Below are 26,408 nucleotides of genomic sequence, written 5' to 3'. Positions count from 1 at the left end.
CACAGGCCGGACGCCTCGGAAGGGTCGGACGCCGTGATCAGCGCCGAGCGACGCCTGCGCGGCTGAGAGAAGATCCGATCGCGAGTCCTGCTGCGGTCCACGCGATCGGACCGAGCACCGCGATCACGAGGTAGGAGATCTCCGCCCACAGCGGGAAGGTCGCGAGGTCGACGGCGAAGAACACCACGACGGCCACGATGACCCCGATGATCGCTGCGGAGATGAAGAAGCGCCAAGGGCCCCAGGAGCGGTAGCGGGTGAGCGCGGCGATGCCCTCCTGGATCGCCCCGAACAGCAGCGCGGTGCCGATGAAGCGCAGCGTCCAGGCCGGGTTGAACGCGCTCGAGATGAGGGCGGCGAACACGTGCGTGACGAGGGCCACGAAGGGGCGGCGCAGCACCTCCTGAGCGATGATCCCCGGCAGCACGTGCGAGCCGAGCACGAGTCCGTAGAGATACGGAGCGCCCACGATGACGACCGGCGTGATGAGCCCCGCGATCCCCCCGAGGATGCCCGTGGCGACGCCGATCGCGGCGCAGACCAGCAGCACGCGGGTCGTCAGAACGGGGAGGGGGCCACCCCTCCAGCCTACTGTCGACCATTGGCGACACGGCTGGCCGTTCGTCCAGGAATAATCCCCGACCCTGGTGTGTGGACGGAAGCCGGGCGTAGCTTGAACGGCGGTGCGGCACCGCAGTCGCACCGTGATCATCGGGAGAAGCACATGGGTCGAACACCCCTCCGGATGGCAGCGGCCACCACCCTGGCAACGCTGTTCATCGCATCGACGGCAACCGCAGGCTACGCAGGCACGGAGGAGGTGACAAACCCCACTCCGGTCGACGGCACGCCCGGTCACTACATCGTCGTGCTGAAGTCCGATCCGCTCGCGAGCTACACCGGCGACGTCAACGGGCTCAAGGCCACCAAGCCCGCCGAAGGCGAGCAGCTCGAGACGCAGTCGCAGGATTCGCAGCGCTACGTGCAGCACCTCGAGGCCGAGCAGCAGACGGTCGCGCAGGAGGCGGGAGTCACTCCCGAGATCAGCTACCAGGTCGTGCTCAACGGCTTCAGCGCCGAGCTCACGGGCGCGCAGGTCGACAAGCTGCGGGCGTCGAAGGACGTGTACGACGTCTACCCCGACTTCATCCGTCACCCCGACGCGCAGACCTCGACGGACTTCCTCGGCCTCGGCGATGACAAGAAGGGGCGTGGCGGCGTCTGGCAGCAGACCGGCGGCGTCGACAAGGCCGGCGAGGGCGTGGTCGTGGGTGTCATCGACACGGGCATCGCACCCGAGCACCCCTCCTTCGAGGGCAAGAAGCTCAAGAAGCAGCCGAAGAACGACAAGCGCCACAAGGGCGGTCAGCCGTACACCGACGGCACCTTCGTCTACTTCGACAAGTCCGACGGCGGCCAGTTCCAGAGCACGATGGTCGAGGCTCAGGAGTGGGACAAGGGCGACTACTCGTCGAAGCTCATCGGAGCCCAGTACTTCTACACCGGCGCCGAGGCGGCCGGATTCGACTTCCAGTACGACTACCTCTCGCCGCGCGACGGCGACGGCCACGGTTCGCACACCGCGAGCACGGCGGCCGGCAACTTCGGCGTGAAGGCCTCGATCGAGGACGTCGACTTCGGCAAGATCTCGGGGGTCGCCCCCGGAGCCAAGGTCGCCGCCTACAAGGCCTGCTACGTCGGGCCCGATGAGGCCGTCACCACCGACGACATCTGCGCGGGCAGCGACCTGATCGCCGCCATCGACCAGGCGGTCGCCGACGGCGTCGACGTGATCAACTACTCGATCGGCGGCGGAGCGGCATCCACCGTGCTCGCCCCCGAGGACATCGCGTTCTTCAACGCGGCGGCAGCCGGCGTCTTCGTCGCCACGAGCGCCGGCAACGACGGTCCCGACTCCGTCACCGCCGACCACGCCTCCCCCTGGTACACCACGGTCGCGGCATCGACGATCCCGACGTGGGAGGGCACCGTGCAGTTCGACGGCTTCGCCCAGGCCGGCGCATCGGTGAGCGTGCCGTTCGGCACGACCGTCACCGGGCCGTCGATCTACGCGGGTGACGCGCCGGCTGCCGGACAGGCTGCCGCCGATGCCGCGCTGTGCCTTCCGGGCACGCTGGATGCGGCGAAGGTCACGGGTCACATCGTGGTCTGCGACCGCGGGGGCAACGCCCGCGCCGAGAAGTCGCAGGTCGTGAAGGATGCCGGCGGCATGGGCGTCGTGCTCGTGAACGTGCCCGGTGGTGCGGACTCGCTCGACAACGACTTCCACGCGGTGCCCACCGTGCACCTCTCGTCCGTGCATCGCGCAGCCGTGCTCGCCTATGTGCAGGGCGGCACCGATCGCCCGATCACGCTCGTCGGCGAGAACACGACCGGTGTCGTGACCCCGGTGCCCCAGATCGCCGGCTTCTCGAGCCGTGGCCCGATGCTCGCCGACGGCAGCGACATCATGAAGCCCGACATCGCAGCCCCCGGCGTCGCGATCCTCGCGGCCACGCAGAACGGGCCCGGAGAGGCGCCGACCTTCGGCATCCTGTCGGGCACGTCGATGGCGTCACCGCACATCGCCGGTCTCGCGGCGCTGTATCTCGGCGAGCGTCCCAACGCGAAGCCGGCTGAGGTCAAGTCGGCCATGATGACGACCGCCTACGACACGGTGAACCCCGACGGCTCGGCCAACAAGGACCCGTTCCAGCAGGGTGCGGGCCAGGTCGACCCGAAGCGCTACTTCAACCCGGGCCTGCTCTACCTGAACGACGTGCCCGACTGGGCCGCGTTCCTCGAGGGCAAGGGTCTGGCGGAGTTCGACGGCGTCGAGCCGATCGACGGCAGCGACCTGAACATCGCATCGTTCTCGATCGGGTCGCTCGCGAGCGCGCAGAGCGTCACCCGCACGGTGACGGCGACCGAGAAGGGCACGTTCACGGCATCCGTCGATCTGCCCGGCGTCGACGTGACCGTCGAGCCCTCGACGCTGAAGTTCACCAAGCCCGGCCAGACCGCGACCTACACGGTCACGTTCGACAACCAGAGCGCTCCCGTCGAGCAGTGGGCGACCGGGTCGCTCACCTGGACGAGCAAGAGCAACTCGGTGCGCTCGCCGATCGCGGTCTTCCCCGTGACGGCCGACGCGCCGGCCGAGGTCGAGGGCACCGGAGTCGAGGGGGCGACCACGGTCGAGATCACCCCCGGCGTCGACGGCGCTCTGGCGCTCGGGCTCTCGGGACTCACGCCGTTCAGCCTGCTGGAGGACCCCGACGGCCGTGTCGTCGGACACTCGGGCGATGAGGCGTCGGGCGATGAGAACAAGGACGTGTCGTGGATCGTCGACGTGCCGGAGGGCACGACGCTCTCGCGCTTCGACCTCGACTCGTCGGATGACGCGGGCAGCGACCTCGACCTGACCGTCTACCGGGTCGTGAGCGCCGACGACCTGCGCTACTACGAGCGCTGGCAGTCGGCGACCGGTTCGGCGGATGAGCAGGTCACACTCCCGGCTCCGACGGCGGGCACCTACCTGGTGGTCGCGAACGTCTACTCGACCTCGGCCCCGATGACGTGGGACATGACCTACGCCAACGTGCAGCCCGAGGGCGAAGGGGCGTTCACCGCGACCCCGAACCCGATCGAGGCCGTCCGCGGCCAGGCGACGAGCTACGAGCTGAGCTGGACCGGCCTCACCGCCGGCACCCGGTACCTCGGCCTCGTGCAGTACGGCGAGTCCGCCGTGCGCACGATCGTGACGGTCGACGCGCAGTAGCGATCAGCACCGGCGCCCCGTGCTCTTCGGAGCGCGGGGCGCCGTCGCGTGCGGTCGCCGCATCGTCGGGGCCGCGTCGAGGCCGCGTCGCGTCGCGCGCGGGGCGCGGCGTCGCAGTCAGAGCCGTCAGATCTTGCGGCCGCGCGGCATCAGCCGCACGTCGGGAAGAGGCGGAGCGGGGATGCGGACGTCGTGCCCTTCGACGACACCGAACCGAGCGGAGGCCGCCTCCCACTCGGTGCGAGCCTCGACGATCTCCTCGTGCGTGCGTCCGGCGAAGTTCCACCACATGACGATCTCGTCCTCGAAGGGCTCGCCGCCGATGAGGAACAGCAGCGCTCCCTGTGCGCTGGACACCTCGACCGAGTCCCTCGAGTCACCGAGGTACAGCATGTCGTTCGACGACATCCCGTGCGTGGCGACGACGGCATCACCCTCGACGAGCATGAGGCCGTGCTCCCATCCTGAACGCAAGGGCAGGTGCAGACGAGCGCCCGCGGGGATCCGGATCTCCGCGCCGACGATCGGAGTGTGCACGGTGGCCGGCGATGAGGTGCCGGCGAACTCGCCGAGGACGACGGTGGCGGTGGCGTCCTGACCCTCGTCGGCAGGGAGCGGCAGCTGTGGCAGCTCGGTGTGCCGTTCGAAACCGGCAGCACCGTGCCGTGCGCTCTCGGGCAGCACCACCCAGAACTGCAGGGCGTCGAGGGGGATCGGATCATCGCCGATCGAGTACTCCGAATGCGAGATGCCGTTGCCGGCGGTCATGAGGTTCAGCTGGCCCCTGCGGAGGTCGGCGTCGCTGCCGACCGAGTCCCGGTGACGGATCTCTCCGACCAGCGGCCAGGTCACGGTCTGCAGGCCGATGTGCGGATGCGGTTCGACCCGCATCCTGGTGTCGGCGGGGCCGAACCGGTCGAGGAAGCACCACGCACCGATGGTCGGGAGGTTGCGATGCGGCAGCACGCGCAGCACGTTCATCCCGCGCACCCCGCCGAGCGGCACCTCGCGTGGCTCGAGCACGATGCGTCGTTCGCCGATCATCATGCCTCCGTCGGAGCAGCGCCGGGCCGCTTGGGCCAGCGGATCTCGGCGCCCGGGATCTCATGCGTCGTCAGGTACTTCGCGATGTACGGGCAGAGCGGCACGATCGCGTCGCCGGATGCCGCGGCATCCGTCAGGGCGCGCTCAGCGAGGATCCCCGCGAGTCCCTGACCCTGGAACGCGGGGTCGATCTCGGTGTGGATGAAGCGGATCGCGCCCGGACGCAGCTCGAACTCGGCGAAGCCCGCGAGCGTCTCATCCGAGTGGATCTCGTAGCGGGAGGCGTCGTCGTTGCGGGTGACGGTGATGTCGGTCATCGGGGCTCCTTCGGGCGTCTGCCACAAACCTACGCCCGCTGAGCGTCCACAGGCGCGGCCGACGTCGGCGGGGGTCGTTACGCTGGAGGGATGCCGCAGACTCCCCGTGACCCGTACGAGGATCTGCCCTACGCCGACGAGCCGTGGGACGGCGCAGGGTGGGAGCCCTCCGAGCCGCCCGAGCCGATGGACTGGGAGCCGCAGGGCGCCGGGTACGAGCCGCCGCTCGACTGGGGCCAGGGCCCCGTGACACCGGTCGGATCGGCGTCCGCGCGGTCATCCGCACGCTCGTCTGCTCCCGGGGTGACGGCGACGGCCGCGCGACAGGCGGCCCCCAGCCGATACGCGACTGCGGCCGAGGCGCTGCACACGGTCTTCGGCTACGACGAGTTCCGCGGCGATCAGGCCGCGATCGTCGATCAGGTCATCTCGGGCGGTGACGCTGTCGTGCTCATGCCCACCGGCGGCGGCAAGAGCGTCACCTATCAGGTGCCCGCACTCGTGCGCGAGGGCACCGGCCTCGTGATCAGCCCGCTCATCGCTCTCATGCACGACCAGGTCGACGCGCTCCGGGCCAACGGCGTCAACGCCGCCTATCTCAACTCGACCCAGGCGATCGAAGAGCGGCGCGAGGTCGAACGGGCGTACGTCGCCGGCGAACTCGACCTCATCTACGTCGCCCCCGAGCGGCTGTCCTCGCCGCAGACGACCGCCCTGCTGCAGCGCGGCACGCTCAGCGTCATCGCGATCGACGAGGCGCACTGCGTGTCGCAGTGGGGTCATGACTTCCGCCCCGACTACCTCGCACTCGGCGATCTGGGCGAGCGGTTCCCCGGTGTTCCGCGCATGGCGCTCACGGCCACCGCCACCCGGGCGACGCACAAGGAGCTCACCGAGCGACTGCGTCTCGACGCCGCCCAGCACTACGTGGCCAGCTTCGACCGGCCCAACATCCAGTATCGGATCGTGCCCAAGGTCGATCCGCGCAAGCAGCTCGTCTCGTTCATCCGCGCGCAGCCGGAGGGCTCAGTCGGCATCGTCTACGCGCTGAGCCGGAAGTCCGTCGAGCAGACCGCGACCTATCTCGCCGCTCAGGGCTTCGACGCGCTGCCGTATCACGCCGGTCTTCCGGCCGAGGTGCGCGCGAAGAACCAGTCCCGGTTCCTGCGCGAGGACGGCGTCGTGATGGTCGCGACGATCGCCTTCGGCATGGGAATCGACAAGCCCGATGTGCGCTTCGTCGCTCACATCGACCTGCCGAAGTCCGTCGAGGGCTACTACCAGGAGACCGGTCGCGCGGGCCGTGACGGCGAGCCGTCGATCGCCTGGATGGCGTACGGCCTGGGCGACGTGGTGCAGCAGCGCCGCATGATCGACCAGAGCCCGGGCGATCGCACGTTCAAGATGCGCCTGGGGCAGCACCTCGACGCGATGCTCGCGCTGTGCGAGACGGTCGAGTGCCGCCGCCAGAACCTTCTCGGCTACTTCGGGCAGGACTCGCAGCCGTGCGGCAACTGCGACACGTGCCTTGACGAGACCGAGACCTTCGACGGCCTGATCCCGGCACAAAAGCTGCTCTCGACGATCGTGCGGCTCAAGCGCGAGCGCAATCAGGCCTTCGGAGCCGGGCATCTGATCGACATCCTCCGCGGAGCCTCGACGGAGCGCATCCGTCAGCAGGGGCACGAGAAGCTCGCGACCTATGGAATCGGCGCCGACCTCTCCGACCAGGACTGGCGCAGCGTCGTCCGCCAGCTGCTCGCACGGGGGATCATCGTGGCGCAGGGTGACTACGGCACGCTCGCTCCGGGCGAGCAGTCGGCCGGCGTGCTGAAGGGCGAGACCCCGGTGCCGTTGCGCAAGGACACGATCGGACGCCCCGCTTCGTCGCCGCGGGCACGCAAGGCGAGTGCGGCGGACGCGCTCGATCAGTCCGACCGCCCGCTCTTCGAGGCGCTGCGGGCGTGGCGCGCCGAGACGGCGCGCGAGCAGGGCGTTCCGGCGTACATCGTCTTCGGCGATGCGACGCTGCGTGCGCTCGCCGAGCATCGTCCGGCTTCGCTGGCCGACCTCGACGGGATCACGGGGATCGGCGCCAAGAAGCGGGATGCCTACGGCGAGGGAGTGCTCACCGTCATCGCGGCCGGCTGACGCAGGGCGCCGTTCAGCTCGGCAGCACGTCTTCGAGATGCGCGCGCAGGTGGGCGCCGACGTCGACGGCCCCGCGGTCGTAGAGCCACTGGTACTGCAGGCCGTCCCACAGGGCGATCAGCCAGATCGCCTCGTGCTCGGGGTCGCGGTGCTCGGGCAGATCGCCGTCGATGCGGGCGAGACGGAACAGCTCGGTGAAGTAGTCGATCGCCTGGGAGAACCGCGTGGCGAAGTAGTCGTGCGCAGGGTGCATGGCCGGCACCGCTTCGCAGGAGAGCACCGCGTAGACCTCGATGAGGCCGGGCTCATCGAGTGCGCTCACCCGTGCTCCGAGCGGGATCGCGCGCAGCGCGTCGGCGGCTCGCTCGGCATGGGTGGACTCGCTGCGCACACGGATCGCGCTGTCGCGCTCGGAGAGCACCGCGCTGAGCAGCAGTTCCTTCGACGGGTAGTGGTGGAGCAGAGTGGACTTCGAGACGCCGACAGCCTGAGCGATGTCCCGAAGACTGGTGTCCCCGTAGCCGTCCTGGGAGAACAGGCGTGAGGCGTCGGCGAGGATCTGCGCGCGGCGGCGCCGTCCCACCTCGTATCCCGGGGAGTCGTCGACGGCGGGCTCTCCGAACACAGGCGGCAAGGGGCCGGCAGCGGTCGGAGAAGGGTCGGGGCTGTCGGCATCCCGCCACCCGTAGGGCAGTGCCCACAGGGCTTCGCGCTCCTCGAGCATCTGCACGACGTCGACCCGCTCAGGCAGATACTGAGAGATCAGCTGCAGCCCGTCCCAGCCCGCGCTGTGACGCACGGACTCGTCCGCGACGTCGCGGTCGGCGCCGATCGTCCCATGCAGCGCCGCATCTTCGAGGACATCCGTGCTGAGGCGGTGCAGGCGTGCATACCGCTGGCGCATCCGCTCGTGCGCCGGGTGTCCGGAGGCGGATGCTTCCCCGGTGAGTGCGGCGAAGAGCTCGAGGTAGCCGGGGGTGCGCGCGTTGCGTCGAGCCACGTCCGCGAAGATCAGTTCACCGGAATCGGATGCCGCAGCGAGCAGGTCGAATGCCCGTTCGTTGTCATCCTCGAAACCGGCGACGACCTCGGCGAGCAGGTCGTCCTTCGACGCGAAGTGTCCGAGCAGCCCCGGATGGCTCACGGATGCCGCGGCGGCGATGTCGCGCAGGGACGTCGAACGGTATCCGTTCGAGACGAAGAGCTCTCGGGCCGCGTCCACGATCCGCTGACGCGTGGCCGCGGCGCGCGCCTGGCGCGAGCCCGTCGTGGCTGCTGTCGTCATCCCGTCCACCCTTCCCTCTCATTCTCTCTCATTACCAATCGGTAGACATTCACTTACCAATCGGTCGATATTCCGGTATTGTCATCCTCACGTCGTGTCGCAGATGACCGGCGCACCTTGCCCGAAAGGATCCACCCGTGACAGAGCTGTCATCGGCCGCCACTGCGGCCGCCATAGGAACGACCGGTTTCAAAGTTCCCGGCACCACCCCGCTGAAGACGCCCCGTGGCTACACCCCCGGACTCGCCGCCGTGAACTTCGGCGTCTACCTCGCCCTGCTCACCCCGGTGATGGTGTCGATGGCCTTCAAGATCCAGCGGCTCGACCCCACCAACACCGAGGCGAGCCTCGGACTGGTGATGGGTGTCGGTGCGGCCTTCGCGCTCATCGCGAATCCCCTCGTCGGTCGCCTCTCCGACCGCACGACCTCGCGGTGGGGCATGCGTCGCCCCTGGATCCTCGGCGGTGCGATCGTCGGCCTCGGCGGCTTCGCGATCATCGGCGCCGCGACCTCGGTGCTCGTCGTTCTTCTCGCGTGGTGCCTCGTGCAGGCATCCATGAACGCCGTGCTCGCGGCGGCCAACGCGACCCTGCCCGATCAGGTGCCGGTCTCGAGCCGTGGCAAGGTGTCGGGCATCATCGGCATCACGACCCCCATCGGCATCCTCGCCGGCAGCTTCATCGTCAACTTCCTCCCCGGCGACTTCGAGCGCTTCTTCGTCCCCGGTGCCATCGCGCTGATCCTCGTCATCGTGTTCGTGCTCACCCTCAAGGACCGTCGTCTCACCGAGAAGCCCGCCACGCGCTTCACGGTCGGCACGTTCTTCGGCTCGTTCGTGTTCAACCCCCGCAAGCACCCCGACTTCGGATGGACCTGGCTCACGAAGTTCTTCGTGATGTTCGGCTACGCGGGCATCGCCACCTTCCTGCCGCTCTACCTGGTGACCAAGTTCCAGCTCGACGAGCAGGGCGCAGTCGGCACGATCCTGATCGCCAATCTCGCCTCCATGGCCGCGATGGCTATCTCCGCGCCGCTCGGCGGATTCCTCTCCGACAAGATCGGCAAGCGCCGGCCGTTCGTCGCGATCGCCGGCGTCATCATGGTCGTGGGCCTCGTCATCCTCGCGATCGCTCCGTCGATCGCCGTCGTCATCGTCGCTCAGGCCATCATCGGACTCGGTGCCGGGTCGTTCCTGTCGGTCGATCTCGCGCTGGCGACCGAAGTGCTGCCCAACCCCGACGACGTGGCGAAGGACCTCGGCGTGCTCAACATCGCCAACGCCCTTCCCCAGTCGATCGCCCCGGCCATCGCGCCGAGCATCATCGCTCTCGGCGCCGCGACGCCGCTGGGCGGCTACACGACCTGGTACCTCTTCGGAGCGCTCGTCGCACTCGCCGGCGCCGTTCTCGTCTACCGCATCAAAGGAGTCAAGTGACCATGACCGACACCGACGTGACCACTGCCCGACCGTGGCTCGACGCGGCCCTGCCGGTCGATGAGAGAGTGCAGCTCCTCCTCGACGAGATGACCGTCGAGGAGAAGGCCGGACTGTTCTTCCACACGATGATCGCGATCGGAGACCTCGATGAGGCGAACCCGATCTTCGGCACACCGAGCGCCCGCGAGTTCATCGACCTCAAGAACATGACGCACTTCAACCTGCTGGGGGCGGCGCCCACCGGGCGAGAGATAGCCGCCTGGCAGAACGAGCTGCAGCGGCTGGCGGCCTCGACCCGGCTCGGCATCCCGGTCACGCTGTCGACCGACCCGCGGCATTCGTTCAGCGAGAATCCCGGGGCGTCGATCCTCGCCGGACCGTTCTCGCAATGGCCGGAGACCCTGGGTCTCGCAGCCACCCGTGACCCCGAGCTGGTCGAACGGTTCGCAGATATCGCTCGTCAGGAATATACGGCTGTCGGCCTGCGCGTCGCCCTTCACCCGCAGGTCGACCTCGCCACCGAACCGAGGTGGGCGCGGCAGACGGCGACGTTCGGAGAGGACCCCGAATTGACGGGCATTCTGGGAGCGGCATATATCCGCGGGTTCCAGGGCGACTCGTTCGGTCCCGGATCGGTCTCGACCATGACCAAGCACTTCCCCGGCGGCGGGCCGCAGCTCGACGGCGAGGACCCGCACTTCCCGTACGGGCGGGAGCAGGTGTATCCCGGGGGTGCGTTCGACCTGCACCTCAAGCCCTTCGAGGATGCACTGGCCGCCGGCACGCGTCAGATGATGCCGTACTACGGCATGCCCGTCGGCACCGAGTACGAGGAGGTCGGGTTCGGCTTCAACAGGTCGGTGATCACCGGGCTGCTGCGCGAGCGATTCGGCTTCGACGGCCTGGTGTGCACCGATTGGGGTCTGATCAACGATGCGGAGATCTTCGGCCAGCCGTTCCCTGCCCGCGCCTGGGGCGTGGAGCATCTGACGCCGCGAGAGCGGATGCTCAAGGTGCTCGATGCGGGTGTCGATCAGTTCGGTGGCGAGGACTGCCCCGAACTGCTGCTCGGGCTGGTCGCCGAGGGCTCGGTCTCGGAGGAGAGGCTCGACCTCTCCGCGCGACGGATCCTGCGGGAGAAGTTCGAGCTCGGGCTCTTCGAGAACCCGTTCGTCGACGAGGACGCGGCGGACGGGATCGTCGGCAGCGCGGAGTTCCGCGCCGCGGGAGAGGCGGCCCAGCGCGCCTCCGTGACCGTGCTGACGAACGATGGCTCGCTGCCCTTCGCCCCCGGGATCAAGCTCTACGTCGAGGGGATCGAACCATCCGTCGCAGCCGCGTACGGCGACGTCGTGGCGACCGTCGACGAGGCCGACCTGGCGATCCTCCGTCTCCAGGCGCCGTTCGAGCAGCGCGACACGACCTTCGAGAACTTCTTCCATGCGGGGTCGCTCGAGTTCTCCGACGAGGTGCTCGCGCATGTCGGCGCCATCGCCGGAGCCGTGCCGACCGTGGTCGATGTGCTCGCCGATCGACCGCCCATTCTCGAACCGATCGTGGCCGGTGCGGCGGCCGTCACCGTCAACTGGGGTGTCTCAGGGGCGGCGCTGCTCGATGTGCTGAGCGGCGTCGCGAGCGCGCAGGGCAGGCTCCCGTTCGACCTGCCGAGGTCGATGGCCGCGGTCGTCGCCTCGCGACCCGATGTGCCGTTCGACACCGCTGATCCGCTCTTCCGATTCGGCGACGGGCTCGCTCTGTAGCCCTCGCTTCACGCCCTGAACCGCCCCGCAGACCTCGGTCTGCGGGGCGGTTTCGTCGTGTGGCCGGAGTGCGTGTCGCGCCTGCGCGGAGTGCGCTGGACCCCTCCTATTCGTCCTGGCAAAAGCGTCCTCGCCGACAGACCTGTGGGCAGGTCTTAATGACCGATGACGAAATGTCTCACCTGATGACGTTTCCTGAAAGATCACTGGACAATCGCTGGACTTAACATTCCCGATCCGGCAATACTGTCTGGACATGCGCTCGGTCGGCACCTGTCGACGCCTGGGGAGGGCCTTGTGACGCGGAACATCTGCATCACGGGAGAGGCGAATGGAATTCTTGGAGGGGAAGACTCTGCGGCGACGCAGAGCCATCGGGGGAGGCATCGCCGGCGTGACCGTCGGCGCGATGATCCTTGCGGGTGCACTGGTACCGACGGCGGCGAATGCGCTCGATGACGCGAATCCGAACGATCCGTCGGTCGCGCAGGGACAGATCATCCAGTTGCCGGCCGACCTGCTCGGCGGATTGGACGTCGCCGCACTCGGGCACACGCTGACGAGCAACCCGGCCGCGGTCGGCCCTGAGCTCGGCGGTCTCGACCTCGACGTGCTCGAGGCGCTCAGCATCGACGTGGGCACGCTCAACGTGCCGCTGCTGACCGACGGCACGTCGCCCGGTCTGCTGCAGCTGGGCGATCTGGGGGGCGCGCAGAGCTTCAGCTCCTCACCCACGCAGACCCAGTCGATCGCGTCCTCCGGCGCGATCACCTCCGGTGGTGCGATTGATGCGGGGGCGATCGACGGAAGCGTCAACCCCGCCACCCTCGAACTCACCGATCTCTTCGACCAGCTCAGCGTCGCCGGTCTCACCGACGCCGTCCTCGACGAAGCGTCGGTCGGCATCGGAGCCCTCGCATCGCGGGCGGAGTCGAACGCCGGCGTCGCCGGCTCCGAATACCGCATCGCGGGCCTGGACCTCGACCTGCACAGCAACCTCGTCGCGGGGCTCGCGACCACTCTGGGCACGGCCATCCAGGGCACGGTGACCCCGGTCAGCGACCTCGCCGGTCCCGGCGGAGCGCTCACCGGGCTCGTCACGACCGTGGTCAACACGATCAACGCGATTCCGGATGTGCCCCTCGTCGCCGCCTTCGAGGCGACGGGCGGAACGGTCGCTATCGCCGGCCTCGACACAGTCGGGGCGACGGTCGTCACGGAGCTCCTGACGGAGCCGCTCGAGAACACCACGGGCTCGGTGCTCGTCGATCTGAGCGACGGGACGATCTCGGTCGACCTCGCTCAGATCCTCGTGGAGACGGGCGCAGGAGCCGACCTCAACTCGCTTCCCGCGAACACCCCTGTGCTGTCTGCGACGACGATCGCCGCCATCCAGCAGGGGATCACCTCTGCTCTGACCGGAACGCACCCGAACAGCCTCAACGGCAAGGTCGCGACCATCCTCGACTCCACCCTCGACTCGCTGGCGGTCACGCTCACCGTCGGGGTGGATCTCACCAACCCGCTCACCGGGATCGACCTGGTCTCCGGCGATGTCACGATCGCCGGCTCGCTCGCTCAGTTCGCGGGCACGGCCACGCCGGTTCCGACGGTGACCACCGACATCTCGCTCGCCGGGCTCAACATCGGTGCGCTGCTCAACCCGGTGGTGAGCGCTGTGACCACGGCGGTCACCACGACCACCGGCCCTCTGGTGAACACCGCGCTGACCAGCGTCATCCCGCTCGTCCAGCCGGCCCTCGCAGCGGTCACCGGCCCCGTGCTCTCGACGCTGGACCCCGTGCTGCAGGGCGTGCTGTCCGGCATCGCGACCATCACGATCAACGAGCAGTCCGAGCCGGGAGACATCCCCGGTGACAGCTTCACCGTGCGGGCGCTCGCCATCGATCTGCTCCCGGCCGTGGGCGGAGGGGTCGAACTCGATCTCGCGTCGTCGACCGTCAAGGCAGCGGCGGCGGCAGTCGCGGCTATCGACGCCGCAACCACCGTGCAGGCCGGAACCGATCTTCCGGTCACCGGCTCCGGCTGGCCGGCCAACACCCAGGTGACGATCCAGGTGGCAGCACCGGACGGAACCCCGGTCAACGAATCAGCGCCGGTGACCACCGACGCGTCGGGCAACTTCACCGGCACGGTCTTCATCCCGGCCTCGACCGTGCCCGGCACCGGCTACATCGTCACGGCGACCGACGGCACCAGCACGGCGACGGACACCACCGAGGTGACCGCCGCGGCAGCGATCGATGCGGCACCTGCCGTGCAGGACGGAACCGACCTCGGCGTCTCGGGCACCAACTGGCCCGCGAACACACAGATCTCGGTGCAGCTGACCGCTCCCGGCGGCGGCGCGAACATCGGCGGCCCCGAGCTCGTCACGACGGACGGGTCGGGTGCCTTCGTGCTCGGCTACCCCGTTCCGGCCGGAACTCCTGCGGGAACCGGCTACACGGTCACCGCGACGCTGGGCGCGCAGACGGCGACGGACACCACCGAGGTGACGAACGCTCCGGTCGCCTCGATCGACGCGGCGCCGACCGTTCAGGCAGGCACCGATCTCGCGGTCTCCGGCTCCAACTGGCCGGCGAACACCGAGATCTCGGTGCAGCTGACGGCTCCGGGCGGAGGCGCGGACGTCGGTGGCCCCGAGACGGTCACGACGAACGGCGACGGTGAGTTCACGCTCTCCTACCCGGTGCCCGCATCGGCGACGCCCGGCACGGCCTACACGGTCACCGCGACCGCTGGCGCCGAGACGGCGATCGACACCACCGAGGTGACGGCCGCCGCTGCGGTGGATGCGGCCGACACGGTGCAGGCGGGAACCTCTCTCCCCATCACCGGTACGAACTGGCCGGCCAACACCGTCGTCGAGGTGCAGCTGACGGACCCGGACGGCGCTGACGTCGGGGGTCCCGAGACGGTCACGACCGATGGCGACGGCGGGTTCACGCTGAACTACCCGGTTCCCGCGTCGGCGACCCCGGGCACGGGGTACACCGTGACCGCGACGGTCGGCGGCCAGACGGCTGAGGACACGACCGAGGTGACCGCCGCGGCAGCGGTGGATGCCGCGGACACGGTGCAGGCGGGCACGAGCCTTCCCGTCACCGGCACCGGCTGGCCGGCGAACACCGAGGTCTCGGTGCAGCTGACCGCTCCGGGCGGAGCGACCGTCGGCGGTCCTGAGACGGTCACGACCGATGGCGACGGCGGGTTCACGCTCGACTACCCGGTTCCCGCCTCGGCGACGCCGGGCACGGACTACACGATCACCGCGACCGTCGGCACCCAGACGGCGACCGACACGACGGAGGTGACCGCAGCGGCGACCGTCGACGCGGCCGCGACCGTCGAGGCCGGCACGGACCTGGCGATCACCGGTGCGGAGTGGCCGGCCGACACCGAGGTCACCGTGCAGCTGACAGCCCCCGGTGGTGCGGTCATCGGCACGCCCCAGACGGTGACGACCGGTGCTCTCGGCGGCTTCGCGATCGACTATCCGGTGCCGGCGGGAACTCCCGCGGGCACGGGATACACGGTCACCGCGAGCGCGGGCACGCAGACAGCCACCGACACGACCGAGGTGACGGCTGCTCCTGTCGTCGTCGACGCGGCCTCGTCGGTTCCGGCAGGCACCAACCTCGCCGTCACCGGCACGGGTTGGCCGGTGAACTCCACCGTGTCGCTGCAGCTCACCGCGCCAGGCGGGGGAGCGGACATCGGAGGCCCGGTCATCGCGACCACTGACGAGTTCGGTGCGTTCACGGAGAACTACCCGGTTCCGGCTGATGCCGAGCCCGGCGCGGGCTACCTGCTCACCGCGACATCCGGCGCGTCCAGCGACACGGACACCACCGAGGTGACTGCGGGCGACCCGGGTGACGTCAACACCAACGCGGCTGCATCGGCATCCGCTTCGGCTGACGCGACAGCAGACGGCGACCCGTCGGCGCAGGCGGCGGCTGAGGCCGCGGCCCTCGCAGACGCGACGTCGGCGGCCTCAGCGGCGGCGACCTCGGACGCCACCTCGGCGGCGGATGCGGCGGCGACGCCGGATGCCTCGTCGGCCGCGACGACCGATGCCACCTCGACGGCCAACGCCTCGGCGGCAGTTGCTGCGCAGGCGGCGGCCCAGGCCGACGCGTCGGATGACGTGAACGCGGATGCATCGACGGCGGCGGAGTCGAACTCGGCGTCGTCGTCGGAGTCGGCGGCCATCGCCGACTCGTCGACGGATGCCTCGTCCGAGGCTGCGGCCAACACGAACGCGGCGGCGTCGGCATCCGCGTCGGCGAACGCCGATGCATCGACCGACGCGATCGCTGAAGCGGCCGCGCAGGCGGCGGCGTTCGCGGACGCCACGGCAGAGGGATCGGCTGCGGCTGACCCGACGGCTGAGGCTGCGGCGGAGTCGGCGGCGACGGCGACATCGTCCACGGCAGCCACGGCGGACGCCACCTCGGAGGCGAACGCCGGTGCGGCGGTCGCGGCTCAGGCTGCGGCGCTGGCCGACGCGACGACGGATACCGCGGCTGAGGCCTCGGCGACATCGGACGCCTCGACGAGCGCAGCATCGAACTCGAGCGCGGCGGCGATCGCCAGTGCATCGACCGACGCATCTTCCGATGCAGTCGCCACGGCCGATGCCTCGGCTGCGGCCGACCCGTCGGCTGAGGTCGACACCAACGCCTCGGCATCCGCTGCGGCGTCGGCTCAGGCTGATGACGACAGCAACGCGGCGGCTCAGGCGGCGGCTGTCGCTGCGGCTCTGGCCGATGCGACGAGTTCCGCTTCGGCGGCGGCTGACGTGACGGCTGATGCGGCCGCGTCTGCGGCGGCGACGGACGACGCATCCACGGACGCGTCGACCACGGCCACGACGGATGCGGACGCGTCTGCTGCAGCGGCCGCTCAGGCGGCGGCGCAGAACGATGCGACCTCGACGAGTGCGGCTGACGCGTCTGCGGCGGCAGATGCCGACCCGAACGCGTCGGCGGCCGCGGCGGCCAACGCCTCGTCGTCGGCCACGGCGTCCGCGACGGCGGCGGCTGACGCTTCCGCTGAGGCAGAGGTCGAGGCATCCGCTGCGACCACGGCTGACGCTGCGGCTACGGCTGATGCCTCGGCTGCGGCCGACCCGTCGGCTGAGGTCGACACCAACGCCTCGGCATCCGCTGCGGCGTCGGCTCAGGCTGATGACGACAGCAACGCGGCGGCTCAGGCGGCGGCTGTCGCTGCGGCTCTGGCCGATGCGACGAGTTCCGCTTCGGCGGCGGCTGACGTGACGGCTGATGCGGCCGCGTCTGCGGCGGCGACGGACGACGCATCCACGGATGCCTCGGCCACGGCCACGACGGATGCGAACGCGTCGGCCGCCTCCGCGGCAGCGGCGCAGGCGTCGGCGCAGAACGACGCGACCTCGACGAGTGCGGCTGACGCATCGGCTTCGGCTGACGCTGATCCGACCGCGTCGGCGGCCGCGGCGGCCAACGCCTCGTCGTCGGCCACGGCGTCCGCGTCGGCGGCGGCTGATGCCTCCGCTGAGGCTGCTGCCGAGGCATCCGCCTCGGCGACTGCTGAGGCCTCGGCGTCTGCAGACGCGGCAGCCGACCCGACCGGACCGATCGCCATCACGATCAAGGTCCCGGTTCTGGAGCGCGGTGAGAAGCAGACGGCGGTCGGCACCGGGTTCCAGCCCGGCGAGTCCGTCACCGGTGTGATGACGTCCGAGCCGATCGCACTGGGCACCCAGGTCGCCGATGCGCAGGGCACGGTCACCTTCACCTGGACGATCCCCTCCGGCACCGACCTCGGAACCCACGCCGTGACACTGACCGGAGCGACCTCCGGCAGCGTGTCGGCCTCGTTCCAGGTCGTGGCCACGGGCCTCGCCACCACCGGTGGTGAGATCCAGGGCGGGTGGATCGCGCTGGCGGCTCTGCTGCTGATGCTCGGACTCGGGATGACGAGGGTCGCGCGTTCCAGACGGCCGCTCGTCCAGACGGAGTAACGCAGTGCAGGAACGCTGAGAGGTCGGGGCCGTCGCTGCGGCGGCCCCGACCTTCAGCGGTGAGAAGGATGTGGATGGGCACGATGACTGAGACCTCACCCGAAGTGCAGGATGCGGCGGTCGCCGCGACCGCCCCTCGACCGCGCCCGACCTGGTGGGTGAAGCTCATCGCGTTCGCCGCGTGTCTGCTCACCCTGTGGCACGTGGGGGCGTCGTTCCTGTGGATCGCTCCGTACTCGGCGCTCCGCGAGATCCCCACGCAAGAAGTCCTCGCCGGGTACATGCTGCCGATGTTCGGTCAGTCGTGGAGCGTCTTCGCGCCCGAGCCCATCAACGGCGACTACCACTTCAACGTGCGTGCCGTCATCGAGAAGGACGGTGAGGAGATCGAGACCGGGTGGGTGAGCGCCACCGACGTCGAGCTCTCGATGATCCGCTACAACCTCTTCCCGCCCCGAGCGGGGATCCAGTCGAGCGAGGTCGCGAGCGGCCAGATGAACGCCTACAACAAGCTGGACGACGACCAGAAGGCCGTCGTCGGGCTCGACTTCGCCGAGGATGGCTGGGAGGAGTGGATGGTGCGCTCCTTCGACGAACTCGAGGGCGACAACCCGTCGACCGACGCGTACATGGCGGAAGAGCACCTCTCCACCGCCTACGCCACCCAGGTGGCCTATGCGATCTGGGGCGCCGACTCCGTCATCAAGGTCCAGTACCGCGTGAGCCGCCAGAACGTGGTGCCCTATGCGGATCGCAACGATCCGAGCGCGCAGCGCCCCGACCCCACGTTCTCGACCACCGGGTGGCGCCTGCCTATAGAAGAGGAGGGGCAGAGTCGCGAGAACTTCGCGAACACCTTCCGCGCCCAGTTCGAGAGGATCCAGCCGTGAGCGCGCCCACCAAGACCGCGCCCCAGACGAACGGCGCCGCGAACCGGGACCGGAAGAAGGATGCTGCCGGGCGGTCGACCGTGACGGCGCCCGCTCCGGCATCCGCTCCACCCGCCTCTGCGCCCGAGCCTTCGCCGCCGCGCATGCCCGCGCCTTCGGGTGCGCCTGCCGCCCCGCCTCCCCGGTCTTTCGTGACCCGCCTGCTGAGCTTCGCCTCGTCGATGATCGGCGGACTGTGGTCGATGGTCCTCTCGGCGATCGACCGGATCTCCGCGTTCGTGGGGGACTGGCTCTTCAACGGCAAGAAGGCCCTCTACGGTCTCGCGGTCACCCGCATCCTCTTCGGCATCACGGCGATCGGCCTGCTCGCGTCGAACTTCAGCACTCGTCTCTATACGTTCGGCTCGGGGTCGGCGTGGAACGGCGAACTCGCCGAACCCGTCAGCGAGTTCCCGAAGATCTGGATCTTCAGCGCGTTCCATGCCGCGATGGGCAATGACGCGCTCTACACCGCCCTCTATCTGCTGCTCGGCGTGCTGGCGGTGCTGTTCGTCCTCGGCTGGCGTTTCCGGATCGTCCTCCCGGTGTTCTTCTGCCTCTGGGTCGGGTTCATCGAGGCGAACGACATGGTGGGCGATCAGGGCGACAACATGTTCCGCATCGCGCTGCTCCTGCTGTTCTTCGCCGACCCGGCCGCTCGCTGGTCGATCGATGCCAGACGTCGCGCCAAGAAGGGGGAGTGGTTCGCTCCGGGAAGCCAGCCCGCCCTCCTGGGAACGGTCTTCCACAATCTGGCACTCGTGGCGCTGACCGCGCAGGTGTGCTTCGTGTACGCATCGGGTGCTCTCTACAAGGCGGGAGGTGCGCCCTGGGAAGAGGGCTACGCGGTGTACAACCCTCTGCAGACCGCTCGGTTCGGCACGTGGCCGGTGCTGAGCGACCTGGTCACGACCTGGGGCCCGATGGTCGTCGCGGCGACCTGGGGTTCGATCATCCTGCAGGTGGCGTTCCCGCTGATGCTGCTCACACGGCCCACTCGGCTGATCGGCCTCATCGGCATCCTCTCCTTCCACATCGGCATCGGCGTGCTGATGGGGCTGCCGTGGTTCTCGCTGACGATGATCGCGATCGACTCGATCTTCATCCGCGATCGGACGTGGGCGCGGTTGAGCGAAGGGACGAGACGGCGGTGGGAGCAGGCGCAGACCGCGCCTCCCACGCCCGCACGCGTCGAGGCCTGAGACTGCGGCTGGGCTGAGACTGTGGTCTGACGACAATCCGACCGGGCGCCGTCCCGGGAGCTTGTTGGAGGATGCGCACACAGCAGTTCGCTCCTGGTTGTGGCAGACCTACCATGGGAGTATCCCTACTTCCCTCTGAGAGGAACGCTCATGGTCGACGCCGCCGTCCGTCCGAAGACGACTCGCCCGCACACCGACAGCGCAGATGCGAACCTGAGGTTCGATGTCGCCCGGGTCACCGATCTGCTGATGGGCACCTGGGCCGACACGCGCCGCGAGGCGCGCGAGCTGATCAAGGATTCGGCGTTCTGGCGCGATGACGCGCTGAGCAAGGACGAGCACCGCGAGCGTGTGCTCAGCCAGCTGCACCTGCTCGTCGAGAACAAGGCAGTGCACCGGGCGTTCCCGACCGCACTCGGCGGAGAAGACAACAACGGCGGCAACATCGCCGGCTTCGAGGAGCTCGTCGTCGCCGATCCGAGTCTGCAGATCAAGTCGGGAGTGCAGTGGGGGCTGTTCGGCTCCGCCATCCTGCAGCTCGGCACCGCCGAGCACCACGAGAAGTGGCTGCCCGGTGTCATGGATCTCTCGATCCCCGGCGCCTTCGCGATGACCGAGATCGGGCACGGCTCCGACGTGGCAGCGGTCGGCACCACCGCTACGTACGACCCGAGCACCGAGGAGTTCGTGATCAACACGCCGTTCCGCGGCGCGACGAAGGAGTACCTCGGCAACGCGGCGCTGCACGGCGTGGCGGCGACGGTGTTCGCTCAGCTGATCACGAACGGCGTGAACCACGGGGTGCACTGCTTCTACGTGCCGCTGCGCGGCGAAGACGGCGTCGATCTTCCCGGCATCGGTCGTGAGGATGACGGACTCAAGGGCGGGCTCAACGGCATCGACAACGGCCGCCTCAGCTTCGACCACATCCGCATCCCCCGCACGAACCTGCTGAACAAGTACGGCGATGTGGCGGCCGACGGCACGTACTCGAGCGCGATCGACAGCCCCGGTCGCCGCTTCTTCACGATGCTCGGCACGCTGGTGCAGGGACGGGTCTCGCTCGACGGCGCCGCGTCGTGGGCTTCGGCTCTCGGGCTGAAGATCGCGATCACCTACGCGACGCAGCGCCGCCAGTTCGACGGAGCAGACGGCCAGGAGGTCGTGCTCATGGACTACGGCAAGCACCAGCGCCGCCTGCTGCCGCGCCTGGCGACGACCTACGCGCAGATCTTCGCGCACGACGAGTTCCTGCAGAAGTTCGACGGCGTGTTCTCCGGCCGCATCGACACCCCTGATGACCGTGAGGACCTCGAGACCCTGGCGGCAGCCCTCAAGCCGCTGTCGACCTGGCACGCGCTCGACACCCTCCAGGAGGCTCGCGAGGCCTGCGGCGGAGCGGGCTTCATGTTCGAGAACCGTCTCGTGGGACTTCGCGCCGACCTCGACATCTATGTCACTTTCGAGGGCGACAACAATGTGCTCCTTCAGCTGGTCGGCAAGCGGCTGCTCACCGACTACGCCAAGCAGTTCACCGGCAAGGATGCTGCGGCCCTGGCCAAGTTCGCCGTAGGCATGACCGCCGGCAAGCTGTTCCACGGCGCAGGCCTTCGTCAGTTCGGCCAGTCGGTCGTCGACCTCGGTCAGGTCTCGCGTTCGGTCGAGAACGGTCTGCGTGAGGAGCAGCAGCACCAGCTGCTCGCCGAGCGCGTGCAGCAGATGGTCGCCGACATCGCCGGCCGGCTGCGTCCGGCGGGCAAGGACAAGGCCCTCGGCGCGAAGCTGTTCAACGAGAATCAGGCCGAGCTGATCGAGGCGGCCCGTGCGCACGGTGAGCTGCTGCAGTGGGAGGCGTTCACGGATGCCGTCCACCGCGTCGACGACGCCGACACCAAGAAGGTGCTCACGTGGCTGCGCGACCTCTTCGGTCTGCAGCTCATCGAGAAGCACCTCGCCTGGCACCTCATCCACGGGCGTCTCTCGACGCAGCGCGCCGCCGCGGTCTCGCGATACATCGACCGTCTGTGCGCCAGGCTCCGTCCGTACGCACTCGACCTGGTCGACGCGTTCGGCTACGAGCCGGAGCACGTCCGGGCGCCCATCGCCTCCGGCGCCGAGCGCGTGCGGCAGGACGAGGCTCGGGAGTACTACGCGGCGCTCGCGGCATCCGGTGACGCCCCTGTGCTGGAGAAGGCGCTCAAGAAGAACGCGAAGCGCTGAGGTTTCCTCGTCGCTCCGCTGACGAAGGCCGGGATCAGTGGTCCCGGCCTTCGTCGTGGGCGGTCAGGTGCCGCAGAGGAGGGCGCGAGTAGTGTCGATCTGGCCCATCCGCACCGATCAGAGGAGTCCGAGATGACCCGTGTCACCGCCTATGCCGCACCCAGCGAGGCCGCACCGCTCGAGAAGACCGTCATCGAGCGTCGCGAGCTCGGCCCGAACGACATCCTGATCGACATCGCGTTCGCCGGCATCTGCCACTCCGACATCCACACGGTGCGCGGAGACTGGGGGCCGCAGCAGTACCCGCTCGCACCCGGACACGAGATCGCCGGAACCGTCGCGGCCATCGGATCGGATGTCACCAAGCACGCCGTCGGCGATCGGGTCGGCGTCGGCTGTCTCGTGAACTCGTGCGGAGAATGCCGCAACTGCCTGCGCGGCGACGAGCAGTTCTGCTCCAACGGTGCGATCTTCACCTACGGCAGCACCGACCGTGACGGCAGCGTCACTCAGGGCGGATACTCCGAGCAGGTCGTGGTGACCGAATCCTTCGCCGTGCGCATCCCCGACGCGCTCGGGCTCGACGTCGCGGCGCCCCTGCTCTGCGCAGGAATCACCACGTACTCCCCGCTGCGGCACTGGAACGTCGGACCCGGCACGCGCGTGGCGGTCGTCGGCCTCGGCGGACTCGGCCACATGGGCGTGCAGATCGCGCACGCTCTCGGAGCAGAGGTCACCGTGCTGTCGCAGACGCTCAGCAAGAAGGATGACGGCCTCCGTCTCGGTGCCGATCACTACTATGCGACGAGCGATCCCGAGACGTTCCGCTCGCTGCGCGGGTCGTTCGACGTCATCCTCAACACGGTCAGCGCGGTTGTCGACCTCCGCGCCTACCTCGGTCTGCTCGACGTGGGCGGGTCGATGGTCTGCGTGGGAGCCCCCGCAGAACCGCTCTCAGTGAACGTCTCGTCTCTGATCGGCGGGCGTCGATCGCTCGCGGGGTCCAACATCGGCGGCATCCAGGAGACCCAGGAGATGCTCGATTTCTGCGCCGAACACGGCATCGCAGCCGAGATCGAGATCATCAGCGCATCGCAGATCAACGAGGCGTACGAGCGCGTGCTCGCCTCCGACGTGCGCTATCGCTTCGTGATCGACGCCGCGACCATCGCCGACTGAGTTCCGGAGGGGGTCCTCGGGGTACGCCCCAGGGGACCCCCGTCGGTTGCTCCCCTGGGACCGTTCGCGCAGTGGGTGCGGCGGTGTGGGTCGGGGTGGTGCTGGGCCTGTGCGGCGGGGCGGCGCGGTAGCCGTAGCCGTAGCCGCGCTCAGTTCGCGGGATCCGGCTCGCGGTAGTACTCGAGGAAGTTGCTGCGCGTCGCGGCGTGCAGCTCGTGGATCAGATCTCCGGCTCGTTCGCCGTCACGGGCTTCGGCCGCTGCAGTGATCGCGCGGATGAAATCGCGCGCCTGGAGAGGCGTGACGAGGTTCTCGCGAGGCGTGAGGAAGCGCACCAGCTGCAGCGACAGGGTCTCGGCCTTCGCTCGCAGCACGGAGTTCGTCGCGGCGCGGACGACGACGAGGAAATACCGGCGGATCGCTCGTCCGAGAGCGGCCGCGTCATCTGCATCCACCGCATCCTCGACATGCGCCAGCTCGCGACGCAGGTCGGCGATATGCGCATCCGCGAGGTCGGCGGTGGTGGTGCGGGCAAGGTGCTCGTGGATCACTCCGATCACGAACAGGCTCTCGTTGATCGCCGCGACGTTCACCGGGGCCACCCGGGTGTGACGGTGCGGCACCAACTCGACGACGTCCTCCTCGGCGAGTCGATTGAGCGCCTCGCGGATCGGGGTTCTGGACGACCCGAGCCACGTCATGAGCTCCTCGTCGTGGAGAACTTCCCCGGGTTCCAACGTCCCGTCGAGGATCGCCCCGAGGATCGTGTCGTAGACCTCGTCGCGAAGCAGCCGCCGCGGCGGAGGTGTGTCCCTCGTGGGCATCACGCGTCCTCGCTTCCGAGCCGCTCAGCTGTATCGGCGCCGGCAGCGACCTGCGGGCTCGATTCGGCCGCATCTCGTGCCTGCACGCTTGCGGCCCCTGCAGTGAAGTACGCCTGTGCGGCCAGGGCTGCGGCATCCGCGTTCCCTGTGGCGGCGGCGGAGGCAAGTGCGTCGAGCGCGGCCGATGTGTCGGTCGCGTCGAGTGCGCCGGGTCGAGCGGTGATCATCCGGGTGACGTGCGGCACCGACTTCTCGCGGATGCGCTGAACGAGGGTGTTGCGGTAGCGGTCGACGAACACGTTCATCAGGTTGTTCACGATCCGTGCGCGTTCGAGGGCGTTCGAGGTCCGGCTCACCGTCGTGTGCAGGTCGGCGATCTGCGTCCGGTCCGCGTCGGTGAGGAGCGGGACAGCCTCGCGCACCGTCGCCGAGTACACGACGCCGAGCATCTCCATCTCCTCTGCGAACCTCGTGGGATCGAGAGGTGCGATGCGGGTGCCCCTCTGAGGAAGCACTTCGATCAGCCCCATGCCGGCGAGCCGGTTCACCGCCTCCCGGATCGGCGTGCGCGAGGCGCCCAACCAGCTCTCGAGCTGCTTGTCGGAGATCGGCTCCCCTGCGGCCAGGTCACCGGCGACGATGGCATCCAGAAGCGTGTCGAAGATCTGGTCGCGCAGCAGTTTTCGGGGCATTTGCGCCGGGGTCTTGGGCACAGGCATGGGTCAATGCTAGTCGGAATCATCTGGGTACCTGATATATCAATCGCCCGCAATATATACCCATGCCCTGGCTCTCGGCGGATGAGGCGACGACTTCAGGCAGGGTGCCCACACATTGAAATATCAGATGATTTGTGTCCACGGCTAACTTATGTCATCCTCTAATCATCCAATATGTTAGTTGATGAGAGCGATGTGATCATGCCCATGGGCTCCCTCGAGGACCAACTGCGCCCGCAGCTTCTCAGCGGTCTCGCATACGAGCGCCTGCTCGCCGAGATCGTGAGCGGCCGCATCCCGCCCGGCCAGCGACTGCGGCTCGATCTGCTCGCCCACGCGTGGGCCGTCTCCCGGACGCCGGTGCGCGAGGCGCTGCAACGGCTTGTCGAGATGCGGTTCGTCCAGGTGTCTCCGAGCGCCGGAACTCGTGTGGCGGAGTGGTCGCGCGCTGACATGATCGAGCGCGCCCACGTCGTCGGTCGCCTGATCGTCGAGAAGAGCTGCATCGGCCCGCCCGTGCGCACGCACCAGCAGTCGACGCGACTGGCGGACGAGACCTGCGAGCTGCTCCGCTACCTCGAGCTCTCCGAGATCCTCATCTCGCGGGAGCTCGGCCGTCTGGGCCCCCGCCTCGCCCGCGACCACATCGACCCGCTGCGGCTGTTCGTGGATCCGCAGACGGCCCGCCACCACGGCATCGATCTCGACACGGATCGGGCCTCCCGCCGCCGTCTCCTCTCCGCCGCCCTCGCCGCCATCGAACGACAGGATGCTGCCGCGGCGCGCGACGCTCTCGACGGGTTCTCGACGTCGTTCATCGACGCGCTCGGATCCGGCCCCGCAGAGGCCGCTGCGTAGTCCCGGCAGGAGAGCCGGGATCACCCGCCGTGTCGGTGGCGGCGGCTAGCGTGGGCTCATGACGTCTCTGATCGCCGGCCCCGACCTCCGCGACCGATGCGGGTGGGTGGGCGACGACGCCGAATACCGCCGGTATCACGACGAGGAATGGGGCACCCCGCTCCACGGCGACCGGGCGCTGTTCGAGAAGATGGCCCTCGAGGGGTTTCAGGCGGGGCTCTCGTGGATCACCATCCTGCGCAAGCGCCCCCGGTTCCGCGAGGTCTTCGCCGGCTTCGAGCCCGAGCGGGTCGCCGAGTTCGACCGATCCGACGTCGAGCGGCTCATGGCGGATGCGGGGATCATCCGCAACCGGGCGAAGATCGAGGCCACCATCGGCAACGCCCGAATCGTGCGCTCGATGGCAGACGGCGAGCTGGATGAGCTGATGTGGTCGTTCGCGCCGGCATCGGGACCGCGGCCCGCATCGTTCGCGGATGTACCGGCGGTGACGCCGGAGTCGACGGCGATGAGCAAGGAACTGCGTCGTCGCGGCTTCCGATTCGTGGGTCCGACGACGATGTACGCGCTCATGCAGTCCGCGGGCATGGTCGACGATCATGTCGTCGGGTGCTGGCGCGCCTGACCACCGAGGCGTGCTGGGCGCGCCCGCCGTGTCGGGGCGAGTGC

At 69.0% G+C, this 26,408-nt stretch carries 17 protein-coding genes; 11 read left to right on the top strand and 6 right to left on the bottom strand.

The features are described 5' to 3' along the window. Positions 1-37: 37 nt before the first annotated feature. Positions 38-550 (bottom strand): ECF transporter S component, encoded by a 513-nt coding sequence (locus ACZZZF_RS09050; RefSeq protein ID WP_463498028.1) that lies wholly within the window; start codon positions 548-550, stop codon positions 38-40. Between the two features lie 174 nt (positions 551-724). Between ACZZZF_RS09050 and ACZZZF_RS09045 the strand changes: the two genes are divergently transcribed. Then, a complete protein-coding gene (locus tag ACZZZF_RS09045) occupies positions 725-3,781 on the top strand; it encodes a S8 family peptidase (protein WP_463498026.1) in 3,057 nt (1,018 codons plus the stop codon). A gap of 126 nt (positions 3,782-3,907) precedes the next feature. Here ACZZZF_RS09045 and ACZZZF_RS09040 read toward each other — a convergent pair whose 3' ends face one another. Beyond that, a complete protein-coding gene (locus tag ACZZZF_RS09040; protein WP_053098645.1) occupies positions 3,908-4,825 on the bottom strand; it encodes a pirin family protein in 918 nt (305 codons plus the stop codon). After that, a complete protein-coding gene (locus tag ACZZZF_RS09035) occupies positions 4,825-5,142 on the bottom strand; it encodes a GNAT family N-acetyltransferase (RefSeq protein ID WP_295103039.1) in 318 nt (105 codons plus the stop codon). Before ACZZZF_RS09035 ends, ACZZZF_RS09040 begins: the two co-directional genes overlap by 1 nt. Before the next feature lie 90 nt (positions 5,143-5,232). Between ACZZZF_RS09035 and recQ the strand changes: the two genes are divergently transcribed. Continuing rightward, positions 5,233-7,293: a DNA helicase RecQ gene (recQ, locus tag ACZZZF_RS09030; protein WP_053098647.1), complete on the top strand. Its 2,061-nt coding sequence runs from the start codon at positions 5,233-5,235 to the stop codon at positions 7,291-7,293. Between the two features lie 13 nt (positions 7,294-7,306). Here recQ and ACZZZF_RS09025 read toward each other — a convergent pair whose 3' ends face one another. After that, positions 7,307-8,578 carry a TetR/AcrR family transcriptional regulator gene (locus ACZZZF_RS09025; RefSeq protein WP_320489722.1) on the bottom strand — a complete coding sequence of 424 codons (1,272 nt, stop codon included), beginning with the start codon at positions 8,576-8,578 and terminating at the stop codon, positions 7,307-7,309. Positions 8,579-8,715: 137 nt separating this feature from the next. On the opposite strand from ACZZZF_RS09025, the gene ACZZZF_RS09020 reads away from it, so the two are divergent. The 7 genes from ACZZZF_RS09020 to ACZZZF_RS08990 all read left to right on the top strand — a co-directional run bounded on the left by ACZZZF_RS09020 (position 8,716) and on the right by ACZZZF_RS08990 (position 23,338). Beyond that, a complete protein-coding gene (locus ACZZZF_RS09020) occupies positions 8,716-10,014 on the top strand; it encodes an MFS transporter (RefSeq protein WP_463498024.1) in 1,299 nt (432 codons plus the stop codon). 2 nt (positions 10,015-10,016) lie between these two features. Continuing rightward, positions 10,017-11,777: a glycoside hydrolase family 3 protein gene (locus ACZZZF_RS09015; RefSeq protein WP_463498022.1), complete on the top strand. Its 1,761-nt coding sequence runs from the start codon at positions 10,017-10,019 to the stop codon at positions 11,775-11,777. Positions 11,778-12,108: 331 nt separating this feature from the next. Next, positions 12,109-17,808 (top strand): choice-of-anchor G family protein, encoded by a 5,700-nt coding sequence (locus ACZZZF_RS09010; RefSeq protein ID WP_463498020.1) that lies wholly within the window; start codon positions 12,109-12,111, stop codon positions 17,806-17,808. An 83-nt stretch (positions 17,809-17,891) separates the two neighbouring features. Continuing rightward, on the top strand, positions 17,892-18,698 hold the full coding sequence (locus ACZZZF_RS09005; RefSeq protein ID WP_230100871.1) for a DUF5819 family protein: 807 nt from the start codon (positions 17,892-17,894) through the stop codon (positions 18,696-18,698). After that, a complete protein-coding gene (locus ACZZZF_RS09000; protein WP_431739267.1) occupies positions 18,695-19,939 on the top strand; it encodes an HTTM domain-containing protein in 1,245 nt (414 codons plus the stop codon). The genes ACZZZF_RS09005 and ACZZZF_RS09000 overlap by 4 nt, the downstream gene beginning before the upstream one ends. A 150-nt stretch (positions 19,940-20,089) precedes the next feature. Next, the gene (locus ACZZZF_RS08995) at positions 20,090-22,159 is read left to right on the top strand and encodes an acyl-CoA dehydrogenase family protein (protein ID WP_056276610.1); all 2,070 of its coding nucleotides are present in this window, start codon (positions 20,090-20,092) and stop codon (positions 22,157-22,159) included. A 132-nt stretch (positions 22,160-22,291) separates the two neighbouring features. Beyond that, complete coding sequence (locus ACZZZF_RS08990; protein ID WP_053098655.1) at positions 22,292-23,338, top strand: NAD(P)-dependent alcohol dehydrogenase; 1,047 nt, start codon at positions 22,292-22,294, stop codon at positions 23,336-23,338. A gap of 149 nt (positions 23,339-23,487) precedes the next feature. Here the strand turns inward: ACZZZF_RS08990 and ACZZZF_RS08985 are convergent, their stop codons facing one another. Together ACZZZF_RS08985 and ACZZZF_RS08980 are read right to left on the bottom strand one after the other, a co-directional pair. Continuing rightward, on the bottom strand, positions 23,488-24,162 hold the full coding sequence (locus tag ACZZZF_RS08985) for a GntR family transcriptional regulator (protein WP_295100767.1): 675 nt from the start codon (positions 24,160-24,162) through the stop codon (positions 23,488-23,490). Continuing rightward, positions 24,162-24,881: a GntR family transcriptional regulator gene (locus ACZZZF_RS08980; RefSeq protein WP_463498018.1), complete on the bottom strand. Its 720-nt coding sequence runs from the start codon at positions 24,879-24,881 to the stop codon at positions 24,162-24,164. Before ACZZZF_RS08980 ends, ACZZZF_RS08985 begins: the two co-directional genes overlap by 1 nt. Positions 24,882-25,082: 201 nt before the next feature. On the opposite strand from ACZZZF_RS08980, the gene ACZZZF_RS08975 reads away from it, so the two are divergent. Next, the gene (locus ACZZZF_RS08975; RefSeq protein WP_463498017.1) at positions 25,083-25,739 is read left to right on the top strand and encodes a GntR family transcriptional regulator; all 657 of its coding nucleotides are present in this window, start codon (positions 25,083-25,085) and stop codon (positions 25,737-25,739) included. Between the two features lie 58 nt (positions 25,740-25,797). Continuing rightward, the gene (locus ACZZZF_RS08970; protein ID WP_053098659.1) at positions 25,798-26,364 is read left to right on the top strand and encodes a DNA-3-methyladenine glycosylase I; all 567 of its coding nucleotides are present in this window, start codon (positions 25,798-25,800) and stop codon (positions 26,362-26,364) included. The last annotated feature ends 44 nt before the right edge of the window (positions 26,365-26,408 follow it).

The organism is Microbacterium sp. AC215, assembly GCF_979258645.1.
The sequence above is the reverse complement of the archived record's forward strand: the minus strand, read 5'-3'. Positions and strand labels throughout refer to the sequence as shown.